The following is a 23204-nucleotide window of genomic DNA, read 5'->3' as shown; positions in this document are numbered from 1 at the left end:
GCCAACGTGCGATCGGCGCCCGCTAATTCAGCGACGATTCACTCAACGTCACCGGTCGCGGGCCCTGCGCCGCCGCATCGAACGTCAGCCGCGTGAAGCTCGTCTCGCGCACTTCGCCGAGCAGCCGGTTCCAGTCGTCGATCGACACGAGCAATGCGATCGGCCGGTTGTACTTGGTGACCATCACGAGCGCCTCGCCTGCGTGCCGCAGCGCCTTCGACGGATTGCTGCTGAAGTCGCGCGTGGCCATCGCGATCGTGCGCAGGCTGAACACGTTCGCGGCCGGATCGTCGCCGTCGTCGTGCATCAGGCGCTCGAGCGTCGCCGCGCGCAGTAACGCCTGCGACTTCGCGGACAGCCGGTTGTCGCGGCGCCGGCGCCGCTCGCTGCGCGGGTCGACATGCACGGCGAGCATGTGCACGATCTGCCCCAGCGTCGCCGCCGGCAACTGGTCGTAGCGCGCCCACCACTCCGGCGGCAGCGCGATCATCATGCCCGCATAGGTGGCCGTCACGCCGTCGGCGATCAGCGACGGCAGGCGGTCGACGTCCCGCGCGTCGAGATCGAGCGCACCGCCGACCACGCGCGCCATCACGCTGAACGCGTTGTATGCGAAGGCGGCGATCCCGCACGCCAGCAGCGCCGCGCGCGCGGGCACGGCGCCGAACGGCGCGCCGCCCGTGACGGGCTCGAGCGACAGCGGCAACGCGTCGCGCCAGCGCCGGCGCGACAGCGCCACGACCTGCGGCGCATCGAACCGCTCGGCCGGCAGGTCGGTCAGCAGCGTGACGATGTCGCCGGGCGTCTCGTCACCGTGCCATTCGATCCGCCGAAACGCGCCCGACACGCCACCTTCGCCGGCCATCCCGACGGACTGTTCGCGAACGCAGCCGCCGCCGAACACGCCGGCTTCCTGCCAGTCGCCAAGCGGCCGGCATGCGGCCGAGCGGCCGTATTCGCGCAGCACGAATGCGCCGCCGCGGCGCGGCCAGCCGGACAGGATCGCGTCCGTATCGAACCGCCCGTCGACGATCCACAGCTCGCCGGGCCGGACCGTCTCGAGCAGCGCGCCGACGAAGGCACGCTCGTGCGACCGGCCGCGTTCGCAAGGCAGCAGATCGACGATCATCCCGAGATCCGGATCGTAGACCGGCAGGACGCGCACACCGCCCGCCGCCGCATCGCGCGCGGGGTCGTCGCACGCACGCCCGCAGCCGCAACCGTCGGCCCGCGGTGCGCAGGCCTCGCCGAACCCGTCCAGCACGCGCAGCCGCATCCCGTCGACTGCGCGCGCGCCGTCGACGCTGCACACCGACGCAACCGGCAGCAGCAGGTCGACGCTGTCCCTGGCCAGCGCGCGCCCCCAGCCCGAGCGCCACCGGCTCATGCAATCGTGCAGCGCCGTCACGGCCGCACCCAACCCCGGCGCGACGGCCGCGGCGGCATCGGGCGTCCGCTGCCGCGCGGCAATCGCGGCGATCGCGTCGACGGCGACGGCAAACAGCGCCTCGCGGATCGACTCGCCGTCGGGCTCGTCGCCGGCATCCGCCGCGGCGCCGACCCAGTCGTCGTGCAGCGCGCATTGCAGCACGAGCCGCGCCATGATCGTCATCGGGCTCTGCTCGACAAAGCGTTCCACGATCGTGCGCATCATCGGGATACCCCACACTGTCTGGTTGATCGCGCGGGCCGCCGCGACGGCATGCGCATGCGTGCGTCGCGATGCGTTCGCTCTTGACGGCGCGCCGGCGACACCGCAGCATCGTGGGCGACCCGATCCGCGCGACGCCGCGCCGTCGCGACGGTCCGCCCGCAATCGATGCACGAGGCACCGGCATGTACGTAGATCCCCGCGTGGCGCACGGCCGCGCCCGGTTCGACCTGAGCGGCTCCCCGCGGCTCGTCGCCGACGAGCGCCGCTGGGAGATCAGCGACGTCGTCACGCGCGGCATCGACGATTTCACGGGCGTGCGCAACCGCCGCAACCTGATGCGGCTGCTCGAGCGCCAGATCGCGCCGAAGCTCGCGCGCCTCGGGCTCGAACCGTACGTCGGCGTGCTCGGTCATGCCGAAGGATTGTTCGTCAATTTCTCGACGATGAGCGCCGAGCACGGGCTGCGCGAATTCCAGCTTCAGCTGACGGTGCCCGACCTCGTGCTGCGCAGCTTCGCATCGAACGTGATTCGGCCGCACGCGGTCGCGCGCTGCATGCAGCGCAACGGCGTGATGTCGCTGGCGGAAATCGAGCATGAGACACGCATCGCGTTCGTCGCGGCGCGCGTGATGCGTTCGCTCGCGCTCGCGGAAGGCTGGCAGCAGATCGGCGTGCCGACGCCGCACGGGCTGTTCGTCGGCACGCTGACCGATGCGCACGACGTCGCGATGAACACCTATCTCCGGCCCGGCGACAACGACCGGCCGTCGCGCTGGAGCGGCTTCTCCGCGCTCTTCTCGACGATGCCGGACTGGCGCCCGGAACAGGTCCGGCACGGCGGCGAACTGCTGCAATGGATGGTCGGCCATATCGTGTCCCTGCAAGAATCCGCACCGTTCGTCGAACGCTTTCCGTTTCTGCGCGAGCCGCTGCGCGACACCCGCGATCCGCTCGACGCCGCCTGGAGCGGCGCACACGGCGGCCACCGCGCGTGAACGGCGATCCGGAAGCCCGTTCAGGCTTCCGGTCCCGGTCTCCGCCTCTCGGCCCCTCTGCACGGCCCCCTCGCTCTCTCGTATACAAGGTCGAAGCGGGCCCGGCTAACCCGCAGACTTTCTTGCGATGCCCCTGCACCCGGTCAATGCGTGCGCGTCGACCCGCCCGGCTCGCCGGGCTCCTGGCGGCCGACCGTCTCCAGCACGGCCCACATCCAGATCAGTTCGCGGACCGTGCGCGCATGCTCGTCGCTCTGCGCGCGCCAGCGCCCGAAAGCGTCGCGTTCCTGCTCCGTCGTGTCGCCGGCGCGCAGCCACAGCAGCCAGCGCACCGCGCCCTCGCGGATCGCATCGGCGCGCGTGTCCGCGTCGCCGGAATCCGACTCCCGTTGCGATTCGTTCATGATCACGCCACCGCCCGAAGCTCATTCGACACACCTTCCCCACCCCGCGCATCGCTGCGCGGCCGGGGCGCTTGCCACCCACGCCTCGGATCCGACGACGCCCCGCCGGGCCGTCGCGAACGACAGCCCGGCGTTTGCCGGCCCTCATGGATAAAGTCGTATCGAATGGCCGTAACCCGCAGCGCGGGTAGCCCGAAAGCAGGCGAACGCGCCGCCTGGCGGAGACAGGAGGAAAGGGAAGGAAGCGGAAGACGCGGGAAGCCTCGTCAGCTCAGCAGCACGATGTTGCCGGGCAGGCGCGTGATGTGCGCGCCGTACAGGCGGCCGACCATGTCGATCACGTCGTCGAGCCGCGTGATCGGGAACTGCGCCTGCATCCGGTTCGCGCCGAGCGACGCGCTGCGCAGGATGACCTTGCCGCGCCGGTAGCGGTTGATCTCGTCGACGACGTCCGACAGCGGCACGCCGTTGAACACCAGCATCCCGCGCCGCCACGCGCTGACGGCGCCCGGATCGATCCGCGACACCGGCTGCACGCCGCGATCGTCATAGACGACCTGATCGTCGGCGTTCAGCATGCGTGCGCCGCGCGGATGCTCGAGCGCGACCGTGCCGGACAGGCAGGTCACGCAGACCTGCGTACCCGTGCGCCGCACGTTGAAGCGCGCGACCGTCGCCTGCATGCGGCCGCCGCCCGCCACCACGGTAACGGGCTGGATCGGCGTCGCACGGCCGGCCGGCGGTGCGGCCGCATCTATCTCGGCCTCGCCCGCGACGACTTCGACGCCATGCGCGGCATCGCTCGCGGGCAGCACGTCGAGACGCGTCTGCGTATTCAGTTCGACCGTCACGCGCGACGACAGCGCGACGCTGCGCTGCTCGCCGGTACCCGTGTGGTAATCGGCCGCGATGTCGCCGAGCGACGGCCACAGCTGCATCGGCGGCCGCACCGCGAGCCACGACGCGCCGGCCGCGACCGCGAAGCCGATGAACGCGCGGCGCCCGGTGCGCATCGTGCGTTCGCGCTTTGCAACATCTGCCCAGGCAGCAGCCGCGCGCTCTTCATGCGCGAGTTCGGTCGCCGCCGTGCGCAGCGAGCTCCACGTATCGCGCAGCAGATCGGCGGCTTGCGGACGATCGGCACACCAGCGCTCGAACGCATCGGCTTCGGCCTGGCCCGCTTCTCCCGAGCGCAGACGCAGCAGCCACGCACTCGCTTCGTCGAGTTCGTCGTGGGCAGGTTGGGCCTGGGCTTTCGTCATCGTCCGGATGCTCAAAATTTGCGCGGGCCGCCTCGCGTGCCCGTGTACGAATCACCGTCTTCCTGCATGCGCTGCAGGCAGTACTTCATCGCCGCGCTCAGCTCGCTTTCGACGAGCCGCAGCGAAATACCGAAATGCTCGGCGATCTCGCGGTTCAGCAGGCCGTCCACGCGGGCGGCCAGCAGGATCGCGCGGCGCCGCGGCGGCAGGCCGCGCAGCACGTCCTTCAGCGTCTCGACCTTGCGGCGTGCCGCGACGATGCGCTCGGGATCGGCGAGTTCGTCGGGCACCTCCAGCAGCGTCTCGACGTCGTCGTCGTGCAGATGCCGCCGTTCGCGCCGATGCTGGTCGATCGCGACATTGTTCGCCATCCCGAGTATATAGGCGTCCGCGTTCGTCACCTGCGTGGAGACGTTCGCGTTCTCGAGGCGCAGCCAGGTTTCGTGCAGCGCATCGGCGGCGCCGTCCTTCGACCCCGTCACGCGTTCGAGCCGCCTGACCAGGTACGCGTAGCGCGTCGCCAGCAGATGCCTGAGCCCGGAGCGGTTGCTGTCGGACATGGCGGCCTAGCCCCGGACGGCCGGCTGCGGCGCCGGGCAACGGAAATGCACGCCGTTGCCGGCCGGGCGCAGCAGGATCGTGACCGGCTGCGGCAGGTCTGCCGGCGGCCCATCGTCCAGCTTCAGCGCGCGCAGCGCGCGCATCACCGCCGCGTCGCGGGCGGCCGAACCGCTCGATGCCACCATGTTGACCGCCACCACCGCCCCCCTGTTGTCGATGCGCACCTGCGCGACGAGTCGATAGCTGCCCGGCACGGCTGCCGGCTGCGCGCACAGCGCATCGATCAGATGCGCCTGCAGCAGGCCCGCGAACGCGCGCCGATCGCCCGAATCGCCGATCCCGTCGATCGGCAGCGCCGGATCCGCCGGCGTGTCGGCCGTCGCGGGCGGCGTCTCGGCGGCCGGCTGCGCGACGATGATCGCTTCGTCCGGACGCGAGAATTCCGCACGCAACCCCGTTCCGGCCAGCATCCGCTCGAGCGCGTCGCGCGGCGTGAAATCGCCCTGGACCGGCGCACTCGTGCGCCCGTCGAGCAGCGGCGCCGGCGCGAGCACGATCAGCTCGGTGAGCCGCGCGAAATCCTGCAACGTCTTCGCGAGCGGCTGCGCGGGCAGATCGAAATGCACCGCGCGGCCCGGCTGGCGGCCGATGGAACCGGTCTCCTGCGCGTGCACGCCGCGCATGCACAGCACGACCAGCGCGAGCCACGCGACGAGCGCCAGGACACCGGTCGGCGCCCGTGAACGAGTCATGAATCCCTGGACGGAAGTGGAGTTGCACGCCGCGTGCCGAAGCGCGCCCCCCCGGGAGCGGCTCCGTCGCAAGCGAACGACAGATTGTGAGCGGGCTGTGTGACAGTCAGGTGAAGCATGCAGCGGCGCGATTCAATCCAGACGTGTTCATCCATCGTGTTCGCGCGCGGCGCCACGCGCCGCTCAAGGCCGGCGCACGACGAAGTTGCCGATGCCCGTGCCGACGACGGCCATCCGCACGTCGCCGGACCACAGCGTGATCGTCACCGGCACGTCGATGCTTTCGCTGCCGAGCACCACGCGCGACGGCACTTCGCCGCCGCCGGTGTAGCGCACCGACACGCCCGTTACCTCGGTACCCCAGCGGCGTGCGCGATAAAGGTCGTCGGTCAGCGGCGCCCAGCCGCCGCTTTCGGTGCGCTGCACGAAGCGATAGCCGCCGCCGACCGGCTGCCATGCGATCGGCATCGAGCGCACCTGCGCTTCGTCGCCGGCCGATTCGAGCAGGTTCGCGAGACGCTGCGCCTCCTCCGCCAGATCGGTGCGGCGATTACGCGACGGCGCGAGCGTCACGACCGCGACCAGCAGCCCGACGATCACGAGCACGACGAGCATCTCCAGCAGCGTGAAACCGCGTTGCGTGCGGCGACGCGCGTATCCGCGCGACTGGCCGGCGTACGACGTTCGGGTTTCGTTGATGCCCGTCATCATGCATTCACCCTCGCGGCAAAGAATGGAAAACGTCTTCTGTCCATCGCACCGACCTGTCGCCATGAAACCGCTCGACCTGCTTCGCATCGCGCCGTCCCGCGCCGATCTCGTGCCGCTCGCGGCGACCCTCGCCGCCGCCGCGGCACTCGCTGCCGTGTCGCTGTGGGCCGTGCGCGTATTGAGCGCCGCCGATGCGCCGGTCGCGGCGCTTGCACCACCGCCCGCGCCGATCGACGTGGCGGCCGGCGCACGGCTATTCGGCGCGAAACCCGACGACGGCCACGACGCCATCCAGTTGCTCGGCGTGCTCGCCTTCGACGCGCGCCGTGCGGCGGCGATCGTCAGCGTCGGCGGTGAGACATCGCGCGTCGTGTCGCTCGGTGCGGCGATCGGCGAAGCCGCGAAGCTCGCCGAGGTTCGCGCGCGCTCGATCGTCGTCGACCGCAACGGCCTGCAACGCGAAATCGCGCTGCCCGCCGCAGAGAAGGCCAACGCGTTCGTGCGCTGAGCGGCGCATCACTGCACCATGTTGTTCAGCTCGATGATCGGCATCATCACCGCGAGCACGATCACGAGCACCACGCCGCCCATCGCGAGGATCAACAGCGGTTCGAGCAGGCTCGTCAGGAACATCGTGCGGCGCTCCAGCTCGCGCGATTCACCTTCGGATGCGCGATCGAGCATCGTCGTCACGTCGCCGGTCGCCTCGCCCGAGCGGATCAGGTGCACGAGTACCGGCGGAAACGTCTTCGTATGGGCCAGCGCGCGTGACAGCGCCGAGCCTTCGCGCACACGGACGATCGCGTCGTCGACGTTCGCGCGCATCGCGCGGTTCGACAACGTCTCGCCAGCCGCCTGCAAGGCGCGCAGGATCGGTACGCCGGCCGCCGTGAGAATGCCGAGCGTGCTCGCGAAGCGCACCGTGTTGTAGCCGCGCACGAGCTTGCCCGCGAGCGGCGCGGTGAGCACCCACGTGTCGAACCTGAGCCGCGGCGCGTCGCGCGACAGCAGCTTGCGGATCGCATAGGCGATCGCGACCGTCGCCGCGAGCGATGCCCACCACCAGTGCCGCACGAAATCCGACAGCGCGAGCATCACGACCGTCAGCGTCGGCAGTTGCTGCTTGGTGCTGGTGAACACGTTCGCGACCTGCGGCACCACGTAGCTCAGCAGGAACGTGACGATGCCGAACGCGATCAGCGTGACGATGCCCGGATAGGTGAACGCCAGCAGGATCTTCTGTTTCAGCGCGTTGCTTTGTTCGATGTAGTCGGCGAGACGCGACAGCACGATGCCGAGCCTGCCCGTGTGCTCGCCGGCTGCGACGAGCGCGCGGTAGATTTCGGGGAAATCGCGCGGATGCTGGCTCAACGCATTCGCGAACGAATGGCCGCCGACGACTTCCGCGCGGATCGACGCCATCAGCTCGCGCACGTATTCGCGCTCGGCCTGCTCGCTCAGCACCGACAGCGATTCGTCGAGCGGCAGCCCTGCGACGAGCAGGCTCGCAAGCTGGCGCGTAAGGATCGCCTGCTCGCGCTGCGACAGCTTGCGCCCGAGCGACAAGCGTTGATGGCGCTCGCCGTGCAGGCGCTGCGCGGCGAGTTCGACGACGAGCGGCGTGAGGCCCTGCGTGCGCAGATGGCTGCGGCCGGCCCGCGCGCTGTCGGCTTCGAGCACGCCTTTCAGCGTGCGGCCGGTGAGATCGATCGCTTCGTAGCGGAATGCCGACATGTCAGTGCCCTCGTGTCACGCGTGCGACTTTTTCGGCGACGGCGCGCGATGTGCCGGACGGAGTCGCCGGAGAAGACTACGGAGCGAACCGGCGCAAATTTGTGACGGATGTTGGGCTACCTTTTTTCGCGGATCTTATTACCCGGCGTCGTTATTCTTATAACACAAGAACGATTTCATTCTTACCCAATCAATTAACCGGTCATACATTAAATACTCGCGATCTTCATCGGCCTTCAATTTTCATATTCGCGCAAAAAAAACGGAAGAAATACGTCAAAACGGAAGATATTCATCGACGTGCACAATGTTCCGTAACATCCGCCACGAAACCGTCTTGAAGTTGGGATAGCGCCGCGCGGGCTCGCATGCTACGTCGACGTCTTCCATCAAGCCTCATGCGGGCTCCCGCGCGCGATCCGCCGAACGATTCCGTCCAAATCTCAATATCTGAACGTTCCAACCTGTGCCGAATGACGCTCCGCTCCGCACTTTATCAATTCGAATAACGCAATGGCTTGCTCGATAAAAATGTTACGCACCATTCGTTATGAAAAATTCACACGCGTCATTCGAATTACCCCCTACATTTACGCGGCGGTCCATAAGCATTCCAACCGCAACAGCAGGGGTTCCCGTTTATCTTCGTTCAAGGAAATTTCTCATGAAATCCAGCAAGCGCAAGATCTGTCAAGTCCTCGCTCTCGTTGTTTCCGGTCTGGGCGCCACGGCCGCAATGGCCGCGGACATCCACGGCGGCGGTTCGTCGCTCGTCGCCCCGACCATCGGCGCGATCGGCAACACCGCGACCGAAATCGGCCTGTTCGGCACGGCCGAAGGCTCGTTCACGTATTACTCGGTTGGCTCGGGCGCCGGCCAGAACGCATTCCTGAACAACCAGCCGACGTTCTTCGGCTCGACGGTCACGGGCACGGTCCACTTCGCGAACAGCGATGCGGCGCTGTCGACCGCCCAGCTCACGTCGTACAAGGCCGGCCTCGGCGCGACCAACGGCCCGCTGATCCAGATCCCGTACATCGTCACGCCGATCACGGTGCCGGTCGTCAACGGCCCGGCCGTGACGAGCACGACGACGCCGCAAACGACGCCGGGTCAAGCGCACAGCATTGCACTGAACGACGACGATCTGTGCGGGATCTTCTCGGGCAAGCTGACCGACTGGAACCAGGTCATCAACCCGCAAACGGGTTCGGCGTACACGACGACCAGCTCGCCGATCAAGGTCATCTACCGCTCGGATGGCAGCGGCACGACCGAACTGCTGACGCGCCATCTGGCAGCCGTCTGCTCGGCCACCAACACGGCCACGGGCGTGACGTTCGTCGATTCGCTGACGTTCACGGCTTCGTTCCCGGGCGGCGTCGTGCCGTCGAACTTCACCGGCGTTTCGGGCAGCGGCGGCGTGCGCAATGCGCTGTCGTCCTCCACCGGTGCCGCCGTTGCATACCTGAGCCCCGATTACACAAACACGTTCCTCGCCCCGTCGAGCACGGTCGTGACGCCGGCCGGCGCGCTGCAACTGCCGGTGGCGAGCCTCGTGAACAAGACGAACGGCGCGTACTACGCGCCGACGTATGCGAATGCGACGACCGCGCTCGGTTCCGTTGCAGCCCCGAGCAAGCTCACGGCTAACAACCCGGCAGCCTGGGTACCCGCCGCCGGCAACCCGGTTTCGGGCTATCCGGTTTCCGGCACGAGCCAGATCATCCTGAGCCAGTGCTACAAGGATTCGACGGTCAAGACCGCCGTTCATGACTTCCTGAACAGCCACTACACGAACGCCAGCTTCGCGTCGATCGTTCATGGCAACGGCTTTGACACCGTGCCGTCGAACTTCCAGACGGCGATTTCGGCTGACTTCCTGAGCAACACGAGCGGCCTGAACCTCGACATCGGCAATACGAGCGTCTGCACGGGCACGGTGGTCGGTCGCTAAGTCGATACGCTGACTACCGAGATCTAAACTGGCTGCGCCCCAGGGTTACCAGGGGCGCAGCTTTATTTGATAGCCATCAACCTATTCATCAGGTGACGCGTAACTTCCTGACCCACATCATTGCAATCGGAGAGCAAGGATTCGAATCACGGGGGACACTCATTCCATCTTTGATCGAACGGTCCGTGCAGCCATACAAAAAACGCGAGCGCCGATACTACCGGCGGCCCGCGTCGAGCCACGCTTCACCTCGATCAGATCTTGCCCAACCGGTTCCGCTCCTCGGATGTCAACGTGGCCCGTTGCGTGGCTCCGGGTTGACCGAAACCAAGAATCGACACCGCATTCGACGAATCGTAGCCAACCTGCTGTTTGTGCTTCTTCTCGCCGGCGCCACCCGCATCGCCGAAGCCTTCGACCTGCACCGAGATCGTCCAGCGCCGCACCGCACTGCCGGACGCGTTGTTCTTCGCGATATCCTGCGCCACCTGCGTGGCAGCCGATGCAGCAGCACTCGCGGCCGTCAACGCACCGGTATTCACCGCCTGCACGAGCGGGATGCCGGTCGCCTTGCCGGTCACCTGAATGTTGTCGGCATTCACCACGCGCAACGCAGCGACGTTCAGGTTGCCCGCGCGAATCCCTGCGTCGCCCGCATCGACCGTGCCACGAGGCGCGATCAGGTTGATCGTACCGGTCGGCACACCCGGCACGCTTTGCAACGTTGCAATGCCCGCGCCCGTGACCTGCCCTCGTGCGTCGACCGTGCAATAGTGGTTCGCGTCGCACACGTATTGCGGCGCCGGCGTGTCGGCCGACGACTTCGCACCCTTGCCCGCGTTGATGTCGCCGTTCGAGCTCCAGATCGTCATGTCGCCGCCCTGCTCGGTGAAGATCCGGCTCTGGGCGAGCAGCACGCTGCGGTCCGTAAAGATATTGATGTCACCCTTCTCGAGCGTGAGAACACCCATCGTTCCGGGCCCGGCAATCGTCTTGCCGGTCGTACTGTCGACGATCTGAGGCGGTGCGGAAGTACTCCCGATCAGCGCCTGCCCGCCCGGGCCGAGGATCGACACGTTGCCGCCCTGCTGGGTCTGGATCGTCGTGCTGCGAATATCCAGATCGCCCGTGTCGGTAAGCTTGTTTGCACCGTTGCTGCCGCCGCCGAGATTGTTGGCCGTGTAGCCGAGCGAAGCCGGGAACATTGTATTGAGCGCTTCGTAGCCGCGCGCGTATTTCTGATAGTACGGACTGGCCGGGTTGTTGTAATCCTCACCGACGCTGGTCAGCACCTTGAACAGCACCTGCTCGGCAAAGAGCTGCTGGACATACTGCGGCAGCGCCTTGAATTTCGACCAGGCCTCGTCCGCGCTCAACGGCTTGATCGCCGGCTGATCGTTGACCAGCCCCGTGTCGACCGAGAGACCCGCCTCGTATTGCTCCATGAACGTAACGAGCGCGGGCGTCGCGCTGGAAACACCCGGTACGGACTTCGCCGGATCGACATACGTCGAGACGAACGAAGCGGTATCGATACCCGGCCCGACACCGAATAGTACATTGATGTTCGCGCTCTCGTGGGGCAAATACGGATTGTTTGCGTTACCTATCGCGTTGATACCGGTGGTTATGCCAGCCGCGTTCGTTACGCCCGACAGATTGGTCAACGGTCCGATATTGCGGCCGGCTTCGATGTCGAACGTGCCGGGACCGCCGATATTCAGCGCGGGCAAGCCCGACGCGTGCGTATCGTAGATGTCGCGCCCCGCCACGATCCGCGTCACGTCGGATCTGCGCAGATTTTGTCCCAGGAAGGACAAGTTGACGATATCCCGGCCGGCCTGGATCAACGCCGGTTTGTCGATCACCACCGGAACCACGACATTAAAGGTTGATGTATTTCCCGGTACGCTATCGACAATATCGCCGTTCAGACTGTAGATTCGCGCCGGTACGGTATCGTCGCCATGCAGGGCAACCGGATCATGCGCCGCCGCCGATGCCGTCGTCGGGTTCACGACGAAAACATTCGGCTTCGCCGGTGACGGCATCGCGGACGGATCGACATCGAGCATGCCGAATGACGGCTGCCCGTCAGGCGGTCCCATGCCGTTGATGGTCGACAGAGTGACGGTCTGGTCGGCAATCAGATTCAGATTGCCCGATGCCGACGGGTAAAGCTCGCCGCTCGCTGCAACCGTAATGCCGCCAGTGAAAGCGGTCAGATCTAGCGACGCCGGTAGAATGGACGACAGGTCGAGTTTGCCCGGTGTTGGCGGGCTAAAATTGCCACCGCCGATCAGGCTGATGTTGGAGAGCGTACCAATTGAGACGTCGCCCGTCGTCGACACAATATTGACGGCGGACGTCGACGAATAGCCCTTCATGTCGGCCTGTTGCTGGTACGCACTCAACAGCGCATTGCTCTGCGCATACGACGGATCAAACACGCGCCCGATGCTGACGCCTTGTCGCGCGCTTACGTCGAGCACGCCATCCTGTGTCGCCAGCAGCGTATCCATCGTGACGGCAGGCTGGCCGTCGACTGACGAAGGCACCGCAATGTCCGCCCCGATCTTCCCGCCCGCCGTGATCGTTCCGGATCCCTTCGCGACGAAATAGCCTCCGCTCAGAATGTCCCGTCCTGCTCGCACCGACAGGTTGCCGCCCCCGACCGTATTGACCGTGGGATTGTCGGTATTGGCGCCGGTCAAATACCACGTGGTCGGCAGCGACACCGAAAGGTCGGAAATATTCCCGCCAGCCGACACGGACACGTTGCCACCCGCGCTCAACACGCCTTGATCGAATGCGCCGAAGTTGATCGACGTCTGTACGGTCTGCGATACGGGATTGGTCGCCCCGACCATCCCGGTCGGATTGCCGATCTGCATCCACTGCCACCAGAACGGGCTGATGTTGGCGCCTTGCCGCCCGGTCACCGTCCCATTCACGTCGATCAGATACTCCGCGCCCTTGATATCGCCCTGCGCATGAATCGTGATATCGCCGGCCGAGTCCGGATTGACGGCGGACGTGACCAGAATATCCGGATTGTTGTTCAAGCCATGAATGATCGAAAGACCCGTGCCGGCCGGCGCCCCCGTCGCAGGCGCGCCGCCTGTGTAAATCACACCAGGAACGGTTATGTCAGGACTGTTCGGCTGAATCGAACTGCTGTCGAATAGCGCGATGTCATTGCCTGCCGCGATATCGATCGAACCGGTACCGGTGCGTATCATCGTCGGCGCCAGAATTGCCAGACCGTTGCTGTCGACGAACGTCGTATGCCCGTCGAAAGTCACGCTCTTGTCGTTCGGTCCGCTTCCTGCAGTCCGCGCCTGAAGCGCCAGCGGATTCGTGCTGTTCAGATCCGCCCCTGCCACTACGCGGAAGGAACTGCTCGGGCCGCCCGTCAGCGAAGCAGACACAAGAGGAATTGGAACGGTCGCAACCGACGTCGGCGACGGAGTATTGTCCGTCAGGGCAGGAATGCTGATTGTCGGGGTCGCGATCACCGAAACGGGCTGAACGGCCGGAGCCGCGAGAATCGCCACTAGCGGCCATTGCTGGTTGTGCTGGACAACATACTGAACAGAATCGGACAGATACTTCTGGTACTGATTCAGATAGATCAGATAGGAACCAGGATTCGATGCCTGCTCGGCCGCCGTCGGCACAATCGGTGCCACAGGCTGCCCAGGCTGCATTGTGCTCGAGTTGGTTCCCCGCAAGTTGTAGATGATCTCGATAGTGTCGATATTCGTCTTAGACGCCAATTGCAACGAAGACGCAAGCCCCCCCGCAGGCTGGACCAGGTAATTCGCATACGCCGAATATAGCGCGTAGTACTCGGCTATCTCGTCCGGCGTACCGCCGGTCACTTGCCCCGGACCAAAAGCCAGGCCATTGCCCGCGAAATACGACAGTCCAATGCCCATACTCGCGTAATACCCCGACGGCATGTTGTAGATCGCTTGTACCGCAGCCAACGTCGACAACGGCGGCACCGGAATCGTCCCCCCGCCGCCCAGCGGGTTCGCGATCTGGAAGAATCCGTCCGACAGGCTCGCCTTCACCTTCACGTTGTTCTCGGCGCGCAGCGTCACGACCGGCGCTTGCCCATCGAACCGGAACGCGAGATTCGTCGGCGATGTACCCGCGCCGAGGTTCCAGTTCGTCAGCACCTGAATATCGCCGCCGTTGATCGCCGAACTCGGGTTGTCGAGCTCGATCCCCGGCACGATGCGTGCGTTCGCGACGTTCTTGCCGGCAAACGGATCGACCAGTGTATCGAGCCCGTGCTGTACGAACCCCATCAGCGTGCCCGGCGCCGCCGTCGACGCATCGCCGTTCTGATATCCGTAGAACGTCTGGTGATCCGTATTCGCGCCGCCGCTCGCGGGCGCGAAGTACATGTTGTTCAGCCCGCCGAAACCAATATCTTTATCACCGCCTTGAAGCTGCACCTGCGTGACGCTCGTCGCCACGCCCGTCGCCTGATTCGTCAACGTGCCGCCGCCCGAGCCGTCCGGTGCGAACGAGAACGTCGCCGGCGTGCCGGACGTGCTCTGCCCCGTGAACGTGCCTGCCAGCAGATGCCCGCTCTTGTCATACCATCCCGCGGGGTCGATGACGCCGTCGAAGTGCTGCGCGCCGGTCGTCGCGTCCGTCGTGCTCCATACCGCATACGCCTCAAGCGTCGTCGCGCGCGAGCCGACGATGCCCTTGCCGTCGTTGAACGTATCCGGCAGGTTGACCTTCACACCATTGTCGGCAAGCAGCGGCGCACGGAAATTCACCGTGCCGCCCGACAAACCACCTGCCGTCCCGCCCGACACGTCGATCAGCGCATTCGCGCCGAGCGTGATCGCGCCCGCGTTCGCACGCAGGATGTTCTCGTACCCATAGGTTGCGTTGTACGCGACTGGGTTGCCGTTTGCGTCGACGATCGTCGGATCGAACATTGCGGTCGTGCCGATGTTGACCTTGCCGCCGCGCTGGTTCGGATCGGAGCCGCGCGCCAGCAGCGAACCTTCGATGTCCACACCATTGCGGCCGTACAGGTCGATCTCGCCGCCTGCCTTGCCGGACGCGTCGATCGTCCCGAGCACGTTCACGTTGCCGTTCGCCGTATCGGCCGAGCTTCCCGAACCGCCGTCGGCCGTCAGCAGCACCGAGTGCGCGGTCAGCGTGTTACCCGGCGACAGCGTCAGGTTGCCCGTCTTCGTGTGGACGGTGATCGCCTGGTTCACGCCGCTCGATGCCAGCGTCTTCGACAGCGCATCGAGGTCCGCAGCACCACCGGTATTCAGCGAGAACGACCCGCCCGCATAACCGCTCGCCGCGCCGCCCTTGATCGTGCCGTTCAGGTTCACGACCTGTTGCGGCGCCGACAGCGAAAGACTGCCTGCCGCGCCACCGCCGCTGGCGCCGGAGAAATCGAGCGTCGAGCCCGCCTGCACGTCGACCGTGCCCGCATCGGCCGTCAACGCAATCGAACCGGCCGGCGCGTAGCGCGTCACGTCGAAGAACTGTTTCGACACGCCTGCCGCGCTGACCGTCGATCCGCCGCCGATCGTCAGGTTGCCGGTCGTCGCCTCGAGCGTCACGTTGCCGGCCGGCGCGCTGATCGTCGCACCGTTGTCGACGACGGTGCCGCCGGTGAAGGTCCATGCGCCGCCAACCGCATCGGGCTTCAATGCCGTGCCCGACGCGCCGTTCAGCGTCAGTGCGCCTGTCGTCTTCACGATGGCGGCCGAGCTCGTATCGGCCAGGTAGACCGGCGCATTGAGCGTGACCGGCAGTGCACCGAAGTCGAACGTGCCGGTACCCTGGCCGACGATGCCGGCCGTCGCGTTCATCACCGCCGAGCCGAAGCCGCTGGCCGCCTTCGTGCCCGTGCCGAAGTCGATTTCCTTCGCGTTGACCGTCAGCGTGCCGTTTCCGGCCGTCGTCGTGCCGGGCGCGGCGCCCATCTCGTTCGTGAACGCGACCTGCTGCGCATTCAGCGTGACGTGGCCGCCATCGCTCGTGAACGTGCCCGCACTCAGATCGACGCTGTTGCCGAACGTCGCGTTCACGTCGCCGACGAAACCGATCGCGCCGTAGCTGCGCAACGTGACCTGCTGCGCGTTCGCGAACTGCGCGAGGCCGGCCGGATCGACGACGAAGCCCGGCAGGCTCGCCGCCGACGCGCCGCTCGCGTTGGTGAACGTAATCGCGGAGCCGTCCGCCGTGATCGCCTTGGCCGACAGCACGGCGGACGGATCGACCTTCAAGTCGCCGGACGAATCGAGCAGCAACGCCTGGCCGCCCGCGAGCGTCGCGCCCGCGCCGACCGTCATCAATCCCGTGCCCGTCCCTCCGGTGCGCGACAGCGGCGCCATCGCACCATTCGACACGCGCAGCAACGCACCGTCGCCGGCGATCGCGATCGGCTGATCCTTGGCTGCCGGGTAATCGCCCTGCGCGGCGATCGACGCACCGGCATCGACGCGCAGGCCGTTCGCCGCGTTCGGATCAGTGCCGCTGCCGTCGGTCTTCGTGACGAGCAGGATCTCGGGGCCCTTCAGCGCCGTGTTTCCGTCGTTGGACACGACGACGCTGTTCGCGATCGGCGTGATCGTGACGCCGCTCGTCGTCGCCGCGCGCGTGCCGCCGATCAGCAGGCTGCCCGCATTCAGCGAATCGAGCGCGTCGCTGCCGATCTGCAGATAGCCGGGCAGCGCCGCGCTGCCGTTACCGGTGATCTGGATGTCCTGCGACGCGATGTCGACCTGGGCCGGCGCGCCGCCCGCACCGGCCGCCGCATTCAGCGTCGCGCCGAGCGACAGCGCCTTCGTCGCCGCCAGCACCAGTTGACCGCCGTCCACCGGCAACGGCGGCGTCACGTTGCCCTTCGTCGCGGCGAGTTTCGTGAAATACGCGTTCGCGCCCGTCAGCGTGTATTGCGAGTATTGCTGCCACACACCGTTCGACTGCACGTTGAACAGCGTCGGCGTCGCGCTTCGGCTGCCCGTCAACGCGTCGGCGAAGTAGCCGGCCGTCACGACCGTGCCGTCCTGCAGCACCTGGTTCGCGCCCGGCACGAGATTGCCGGCCGTGTTCGACACCGTGACGCGATACGCGCCCGGCAGCGTCGCGTACTTGCCCGGCAGCAGCGTGTAGTAGCCGGGCGCCAGCCCCGGCACGCCCGACAGATATACAGCCTTGCCGACCGGGTCGGTCAGGCTCGCCCGCCCGACGCCCATCGTCGCGGTCGCAGTCGTTGCCGTGCCGTTGTCATTGGTGGACGGTTGTATCGTCTGCGCAAGGGTCGGGTCATACGCCGCGACCGGTGACTGCTTGCCCGGCACGATCGCATAGACGTTGCCGGCTCCGACGTTGACCGGCACGGCCGTCGCGCCCTTGCCGCTTGCATAGCTCACGTTGTATTGCGACAGCACGTCGCGCGTGCCGCCGGTACCCGGCACCCATTCGATTGCCTGCAGGTCGCCGCCGCCGGACAGGTCGATCGTCGCGCCCTTGTCGAGCGCGACATTGCTGCCGTTCACGCCCACGTATTTCGCGGGCGGTGCGGTCAGGTCGGACGTCGTGTTGCCGGCAAGCGGATTGAACTGCCACTCGACTCCGTCGATCGTCGCGCCGTACGGAATGACCAAGCCGCCGTTCGAAACCGACGTCACGCTGCCGTTCACGAGCTTCACCGTATCCGTCGCGACGAGCGGCAACCCGGCAAACTGGGCCTGCGTCGCCGCATTCGACGGATCGCCCACGCCGAACACGATCGTGCCGGACGGTGCTCGCACCGTACCGCCCTGCACGATGTTCGTCGCGTCCACGAGCAGCGCGCCGCCCGCCGACAACGGCGTGCCCGATACGCCGTTCGACGCGAACGTGACCGTCGTCGGCGCCGGTTTGCCCGTTGCCGAATCGGTCGGGCCCACCGCGGCGACGACGAACGTGCTACCAGTCGACGGATACAGATCCGCCGCGTTGAACGTCAGGTTGCCCGGCGTATAAAGCATCCCCGGCGCGGTGCCGGCCGCGGACTGACCCGCGTTCGTCGAACTCAGACGTATATCGCCGCTGCTCGTGAAGTTCGCATGAGCGAAATTGTTGAGCTGGGCCTGGTTCTTCAGATCGATAAACGATGCGTTCACGTTCAGCGTCGCGTCGGACAGTGCCGCGATCGGCTTGAACTGCGGCGACTGCAACTGGATGGGTGGCCCCGACAACGCGACGTACGGCGCATCGATCTCGACCGTCGTGCCCAACGACGGCTGCGGTTGCGCGAGCAAGCCGTCGACGGCCGCCGCAAGCGTTCCGTCGGCCGTGCGCGCGGGTGTCGACAGCAGCGACGACAGTTGCCCCATGCCGATGGCGGCGACGCGCCCCGTGTTCAACGTCACGGATTCCGGCAACGACAGCGTGACGTTGCCGGCAAACAGGATCGGTATTGATGGCGCACCGTTGGGCGGTATGCCGCTGCCCAATACCAGATTGGCGATGCCGGACCCGTCGAGCCGGTCCGCCGCGAACTGAAGGACGCCGCTCGACTGCCCGATCGGCAAGCCGGTGGTCGAATCGATCGCCGACGAGAAACTCTGCCCGGGCATCAGGCCCGCGGGCACGAATGTACCGTCTTGCCGCACCACGAGCGCGGTGGCGGTCGAACCGTTGCTATGCGGGTCCGCCTGGCGCGGCAGGATCGTCAGCGTGCCGCCCCGTGCCTGCACGGCGCCCGGACGCCCGGCCAGCGTCGCATCCGCGAACAACCCGTTCGCCGCCGACAGCGTGATCGAGCCGGCATCGCTCCACACCGGCTGCGACGCGTATGTGCCATTGGGCTGCAACTGGTCAAATGTCGCCGACGTGCCGGATACGTCGATCTTCGAGCCCGACTGCGCGACCACGTAGCCCGTATCGCTCGACATCGTGACCGAGCCGCCCGCCAGCACCTTGCCCGTGTTCGGCACGACCGTCGTCGCGCCGATCTTGACCGGCGCCGCAAGCGGATTGGCCAATGCCGTGCCCGATACGTCGAGCGAAGCATCCGCGCCGAGCCAGACCGACTGGCTCGCGCTCATGAAACCCGTGCTGAACTGCCCGGCCTGCGCGTTCGTGCCGTTCCCGTCCGCGCTCAGCGTGATCGACCCGCCCGGCGCGACGATCGAGCCGAGTACCGTGACCTGTGCCGGTGAGCCAAGGCCAATGCTCGCACCGGCATCCGCGTGGATCGACGCACCTTCCGACAGTGTGACTGCGCCGGTGACGCCCGGATACGACGGCGTGGTGGCAAGCTGGCCCTGCCGCCACGACGTATCGTTGCCGGCGGTCAAAACGAGATCCGTTGCGTGCCGGTGATACGCATCAAGCTGCCCGATCGTGGTCAGGCCGCCTGCCGCCAGGTTCGCACCCGTAGCCGCCTGCTGAAGCGCGACCATGTCCGGAATACGATTCAATTGCGTGACGGCAACCGACGCGCCGGGCGCGACCGTCGTGTCGTAGAACGCATTCAGCACATACTTGCCGAAGCCCTGCCGTGCAAAGAAGCTTTCCGGGAGATAGACGTCCCAGGGCGACGCGGCGGCTTCAGCGCCGCCGATCCGGAATCCGAGCGCCTGCAGCGTCAGCGTGCCGCCGCCCGAAAACCCTTCGCTCAGGATCGTGCCGCCCAGTGCGATCGTGCCGGCTGTCGGCTGCACGCTGGGCAAGGTCGACCCGCTGTCCGACCCGCCAAACTGTTTCAGCGGTGTCGCGGAATACGCCTGCAACGTCACATTTCCGCCGCGTCCGGCAGGCACGCCGTTCTGCATCAGCAGTTGGCCGTTGGACAGCATCTCGCCGCCGCCCGATACGTCCAGTACGCTGCCTGGCTGCAGCAGCACCGAACCCGAGGTGTCGCCCACCAGCCCGCCGCCGATCACGTTCGATCCGAGCAACGCGGAGAGCGTGATGCTGCCGCCGTTGATGAACTGGCTGTTGCCCGGCGTCGTACCCGGCGCCGCCTGCACGTCGTTGTTTACCCACTGCCCCGCGGCACTGATCACGCCCTGCGGGCCGACGATCACGTTGCCGCCGCTCGTGATCGAAATCACCCCCGACGGCACGGACAGGCGGCCGGCCACGTTGACGTCGGTACCGGCCACCGGGCTATTGATGGTGATGGAGCCGCCTGGCTGCAGGTTCAGCTGCGTGCCTTGCGGCACCACGACGCCCTTGCCGCCCGCCTTGTCCTCGGTCACGTTCAGGTTCGCGAAGCCGCCGTTGTTCAACGTCGCGACCGGCACCACGGTGGTCGTGAGCACATTGCGCGGATCGGTCGCCGGCAGCGCCTGCAGCGCCGTCTGGTCGAGCGGCGTATCGATCGAGAAACCCGGCGCGATGTCGGCGAGTTGCGGCGCCTTGTCCTGCAGCACGACCAGGCCTGCGGTGCCCGACGCAACCTCGTTGTTGTTCGACGTCAGGTGCACCAGCGCGGCGCCGTCAAGCTTCGGATCGGCGCCGAGGTTGAACGTCCCGCCGCTCGGCAGGCTGTTGCCCTGCATCTGCTTCGCGCCGCCGAACGCCTGCGCGCTGATGTCGCCGTCCAGCACCGCGGACTGCCGCCCGTAGATATCGAGCGTGCCCGCGTTGCCGCCGACGATGTAGTCGCCCTGATACGTGCCCGCCGTCTGCAGCGGGTTGTACCAGGACTTCGTCACGCCCCAGCGCGGATGGGATTCGGTGAACTGGCCCGCGATGCCGACATAGGTGTCGTACGGGCTCGCCTTGTCGATCGGCACGATTGCACCGTTGGCATCGACCAGCCGCGTCGTGTTGACGATGCCGCCGTCGACGTGCACGTAGCCGCCGTTCAGGTTCATCGACGAACCGGTCGCGGTCATCACCTCGTTGCCCGACAACATGATCGAACCGCCGTTGGTCAGCAGTTGGTCGACGGTGCGCGGAATCAGGTTCACATAGCCCGACAGGTTCAGGATCGGGCTGCCGACCCACGACACGCCGTCGCTGCGCGCGCCCGTCAGCGTGCTGTCGAACACGAGATTTTTGTAGCCGAGCAGAAACCCGTTGCGCAGCAGCGGTGAATCGGCGAGTTCGTTCTGGCCGATGCGGTCGACCGTCACGAGCGTCTGCGCGATCGGCACCTCGACGTTCGCGAGACCCGACACGTCGATCGTCGCGCCGCTGTCGACATAGATCCGGCCCGGCACGGCGGTCTGGCCGGCCGGCGCCTGGGCGCCCGATGCCGACGGCGCGAGCGCCCCGACCGATACCTTCGAACCGGGTGCCTCGATCAGCGAGCCGCCCTGGAACCACACCGAGCCGGCCGTCATGCCGATGCTGCCTGGCGTGAAGGTCGCGCCGGGCGTCGACGGCGTCGTCTGGCCGTTGCCGTCCGGCATCACCGTCGTCACCGAATCGGGGCCGAAGCTCAGGAGGCCAGCGCGGTGCGTGTCGTTAGCGCCACCGGTGCTGTCCGTCGTCTGAAGCCCCTGCCCGAGATAGGCCACTCCGTTCGGATTGTTCGACTGATATTCGTCGACCGTGGAAATCGTGATCGTGCCGGGCGAATTGACGCTCGTCGTCACGCCCACCACGCCGTTCTGCGCGACGCGGCTACCGAGCAGGTTCACGTTGCCTCGCGCGGCCTCCACGATGCCGGTATTGGTCAGCGTGCCGGCCGGCGTGATGTCGGTCATCTGGCCGTTCGGGCCGAGCAGCGTGATCTTGCCGCTCAGCTCCGGCAGCAGCACCTGCGGATTCGTCGTGGCGCCGCTGTTGGGTCGCAGGCTTACGCCGACACCCGCCGCGAGCACCACCTGCCCGTCCGTCGCCTTGATATGCCCTGCGTTCGTCACGTTCGGCGCCGCGATCATCACGAAGCCGCCATCGCTCACATTGCCGTTCGCGTGCGTGGTGATCGATGCGCCTTGCTCGATGGTGACATCACCCCACGGCTGATACTGGCCGGCAGACGTGAGATTGACCTGGTTGCCCAGGCCGAGCACCTCGTTCGGAACCCGGCTGTTGCCGTTCACCCCGGCCGAACTGCCCGACTCCGCATACGCGAGCCCGCCCGTCGTCCCGGCCGGCAGGCTGAGGAACTGCTTGTTGCTCGCGACGATCCCCGCGGCATCCTGCGCAAGACTGCTGTCCGTCACAACCGGAACCCTGTTGACGAAGGTCTGGTTGTAATTGTTCATGTTCAGCACGTCGAGCGACGACGCAACCAGCGAATGCACGTTCACCTGCGACCCGGCGCCGAACAGCACGCCGTTCCGGTTGATCACGTACACCGCGCCCTGCGCCGTGATGTTTCCGAGAATCTGGCTCGGCCGTCCGCTCGGATCGTTGATCCGGTTCAGCACGGCCCAGTTGTTCGCGCCGTTCGTCTGCGTGCCGCCCGACTGGTCGAAGTTCAGCGTGGTCTGCCGGCCGACGTTCATCGTCTCCCACGTCAGCACCGCGTTCTGCCCGGTCTGCTTCACGTCGACGTTCACGTGGCCGCTCGCGTCGGTGTTCTGCGTCGGCGCATTCGCGTTGAACCACAGCACCGGATTGTTCGTATCGCCCGACGCGCCCGCCGCCACCTGCAGCCCGCCCGGCGCCAGCCCGTTCGGCACGGTCGACGGCAACTTCGCCGCGGCCGCCGCCGCATTCTGCTGCGCGGCGATCTGCGCGGCGATCGCGTGCGCGGCATAGCCGAGGTTGCGGATCGACGGCTGGCTCGCCTGCAGCGCCTGCTGCGGCGACACGCCGAGATTCGGCACGCCCGGCATGCCGGCGGCGCCGCCCGCGCCGCCACCGGACACACGTGCGACCTGCCCGAGGTTCATGATGCCGGCCCCGTGCGCATGCGCCGACACGCCCGCCGCGAGCATCAGCACGACCGCCCGGTAAAGCGGGCTCAGCTCCGATTTCAGGACCGACCGCGAGGCCGTTGCGCGAAGTTGCCGTTCCGTACGTGCGCGTGCTGCCATTCTTGCCACCCCGATGCTAGGAATTTGCGCGCGGCGCCGGTCCGGCACCGCACATGTCGTTGCGCCCGAAACGGGCCGCTGGAATCCGAAGACCATACGAAGCGCGAATGGCAGCGACGTGGCGACTGTTACGGACCATTCCGGCCGCCGTGAAAAGGTCCGTAGCTTTTGTCATGGAAGGCCGG

The 23204-nt window shown here is 66.7% G+C and carries 11 protein-coding genes; 3 read left to right on the top strand and 8 right to left on the bottom strand.

The window, feature by feature from the left end:
• Window positions 1–22: 22 nt before the first annotated feature.
• A complete protein-coding gene (locus U5798_RS05095; RefSeq protein ID WP_322081405.1) occupies window positions 23–1654 on the bottom strand; it encodes a transposase in 1632 nt (543 codons plus the stop codon).
• A 182-nt stretch (window positions 1655–1836) separates the two neighbouring features.
• Here U5798_RS05095 and U5798_RS05090 point away from each other — a divergent pair, with 182 nt between their 5' ends.
• Window positions 1837–2649 carry a hypothetical protein gene (locus U5798_RS05090; protein WP_124446740.1) on the top strand — a complete coding sequence of 271 codons (813 nt, stop codon included), beginning with the start codon at window positions 1837–1839 and terminating at the stop codon, window positions 2647–2649.
• 143 nt (window positions 2650–2792) lie between these two features.
• On the opposite strand, the gene U5798_RS05085 is transcribed toward U5798_RS05090, so the two are convergent.
• The 5 genes from U5798_RS05085 to gspH form a co-directional block, all read right to left on the bottom strand.
• Window positions 2793–3053, bottom strand: a complete 261-nt coding sequence (locus U5798_RS05085; protein ID WP_124446738.1) for a FecR/PupR family sigma factor regulator — start codon at window positions 3051–3053, stop codon at window positions 2793–2795.
• Window positions 3054–3319: 266 nt separating this feature from the next.
• Window positions 3320–4315 (bottom strand): FecR family protein, encoded by a 996-nt coding sequence (locus U5798_RS05080; RefSeq protein ID WP_322081404.1) that lies wholly within the window; start codon window positions 4313–4315, stop codon window positions 3320–3322.
• 11 nt (window positions 4316–4326) lie between these two features.
• Entirely contained in the window at window positions 4327–4875 is a 549-nt protein-coding gene (locus U5798_RS05075; protein WP_322081403.1) for an RNA polymerase sigma factor, read from the bottom strand.
• A 6-nt stretch (window positions 4876–4881) separates the two neighbouring features.
• Window positions 4882–5628, bottom strand: a complete 747-nt coding sequence (locus tag U5798_RS05070; RefSeq protein ID WP_124446732.1) for a secretin and TonB N-terminal domain-containing protein — start codon at window positions 5626–5628, stop codon at window positions 4882–4884.
• A 183-nt stretch (window positions 5629–5811) separates the two neighbouring features.
• Window positions 5812–6339, bottom strand: a complete 528-nt coding sequence (gene gspH, locus U5798_RS05065; protein WP_415859487.1) for a type II secretion system minor pseudopilin GspH — start codon at window positions 6337–6339, stop codon at window positions 5812–5814.
• 61 nt (window positions 6340–6400) lie between these two features.
• Between gspH and U5798_RS05060 the strand changes: the two genes are divergently transcribed.
• Window positions 6401–6847, top strand: coding sequence for a type II secretion system protein N (locus U5798_RS05060; protein ID WP_322081402.1), 447 nt, complete (start codon window positions 6401–6403; stop codon window positions 6845–6847).
• A gap of 8 nt (window positions 6848–6855) precedes the next feature.
• Here U5798_RS05060 and gspF read toward each other — a convergent pair whose 3' ends face one another.
• Window positions 6856–8073: a type II secretion system inner membrane protein GspF gene (gene gspF, locus U5798_RS05055; protein ID WP_322081401.1), complete on the bottom strand. Its 1218-nt coding sequence runs from the start codon at window positions 8071–8073 to the stop codon at window positions 6856–6858.
• Window positions 8074–8737: 664 nt separating this feature from the next.
• Between gspF and U5798_RS05050 the strand changes: the two genes are divergently transcribed.
• Complete coding sequence (locus U5798_RS05050; protein WP_322081400.1) at window positions 8738–10030, top strand: substrate-binding domain-containing protein; 1293 nt, start codon at window positions 8738–8740, stop codon at window positions 10028–10030.
• 254 nt (window positions 10031–10284) lie between these two features.
• On the opposite strand, the gene U5798_RS05045 is transcribed toward U5798_RS05050, so the two are convergent.
• The gene (locus U5798_RS05045) at window positions 10285–22920 is read right to left on the bottom strand and encodes a filamentous haemagglutinin family protein (protein ID WP_322081487.1); all 12636 of its coding nucleotides are present in this window, start codon (window positions 22918–22920) and stop codon (window positions 10285–10287) included.
• Between the last annotated feature and the right edge of the window lie 284 nt (window positions 22921–23204).

Origin of the sequence: Burkholderia sp. BCC1972 (assembly GCF_905339605.1) — a bacterium.
Lineage (GTDB): Bacteria > Pseudomonadota > Gammaproteobacteria > Burkholderiales > Burkholderiaceae > Burkholderia.
The sequence above is the reverse complement of the archived record's forward strand: the minus strand, read 5'-3'. Positions and strand labels throughout refer to the sequence as shown.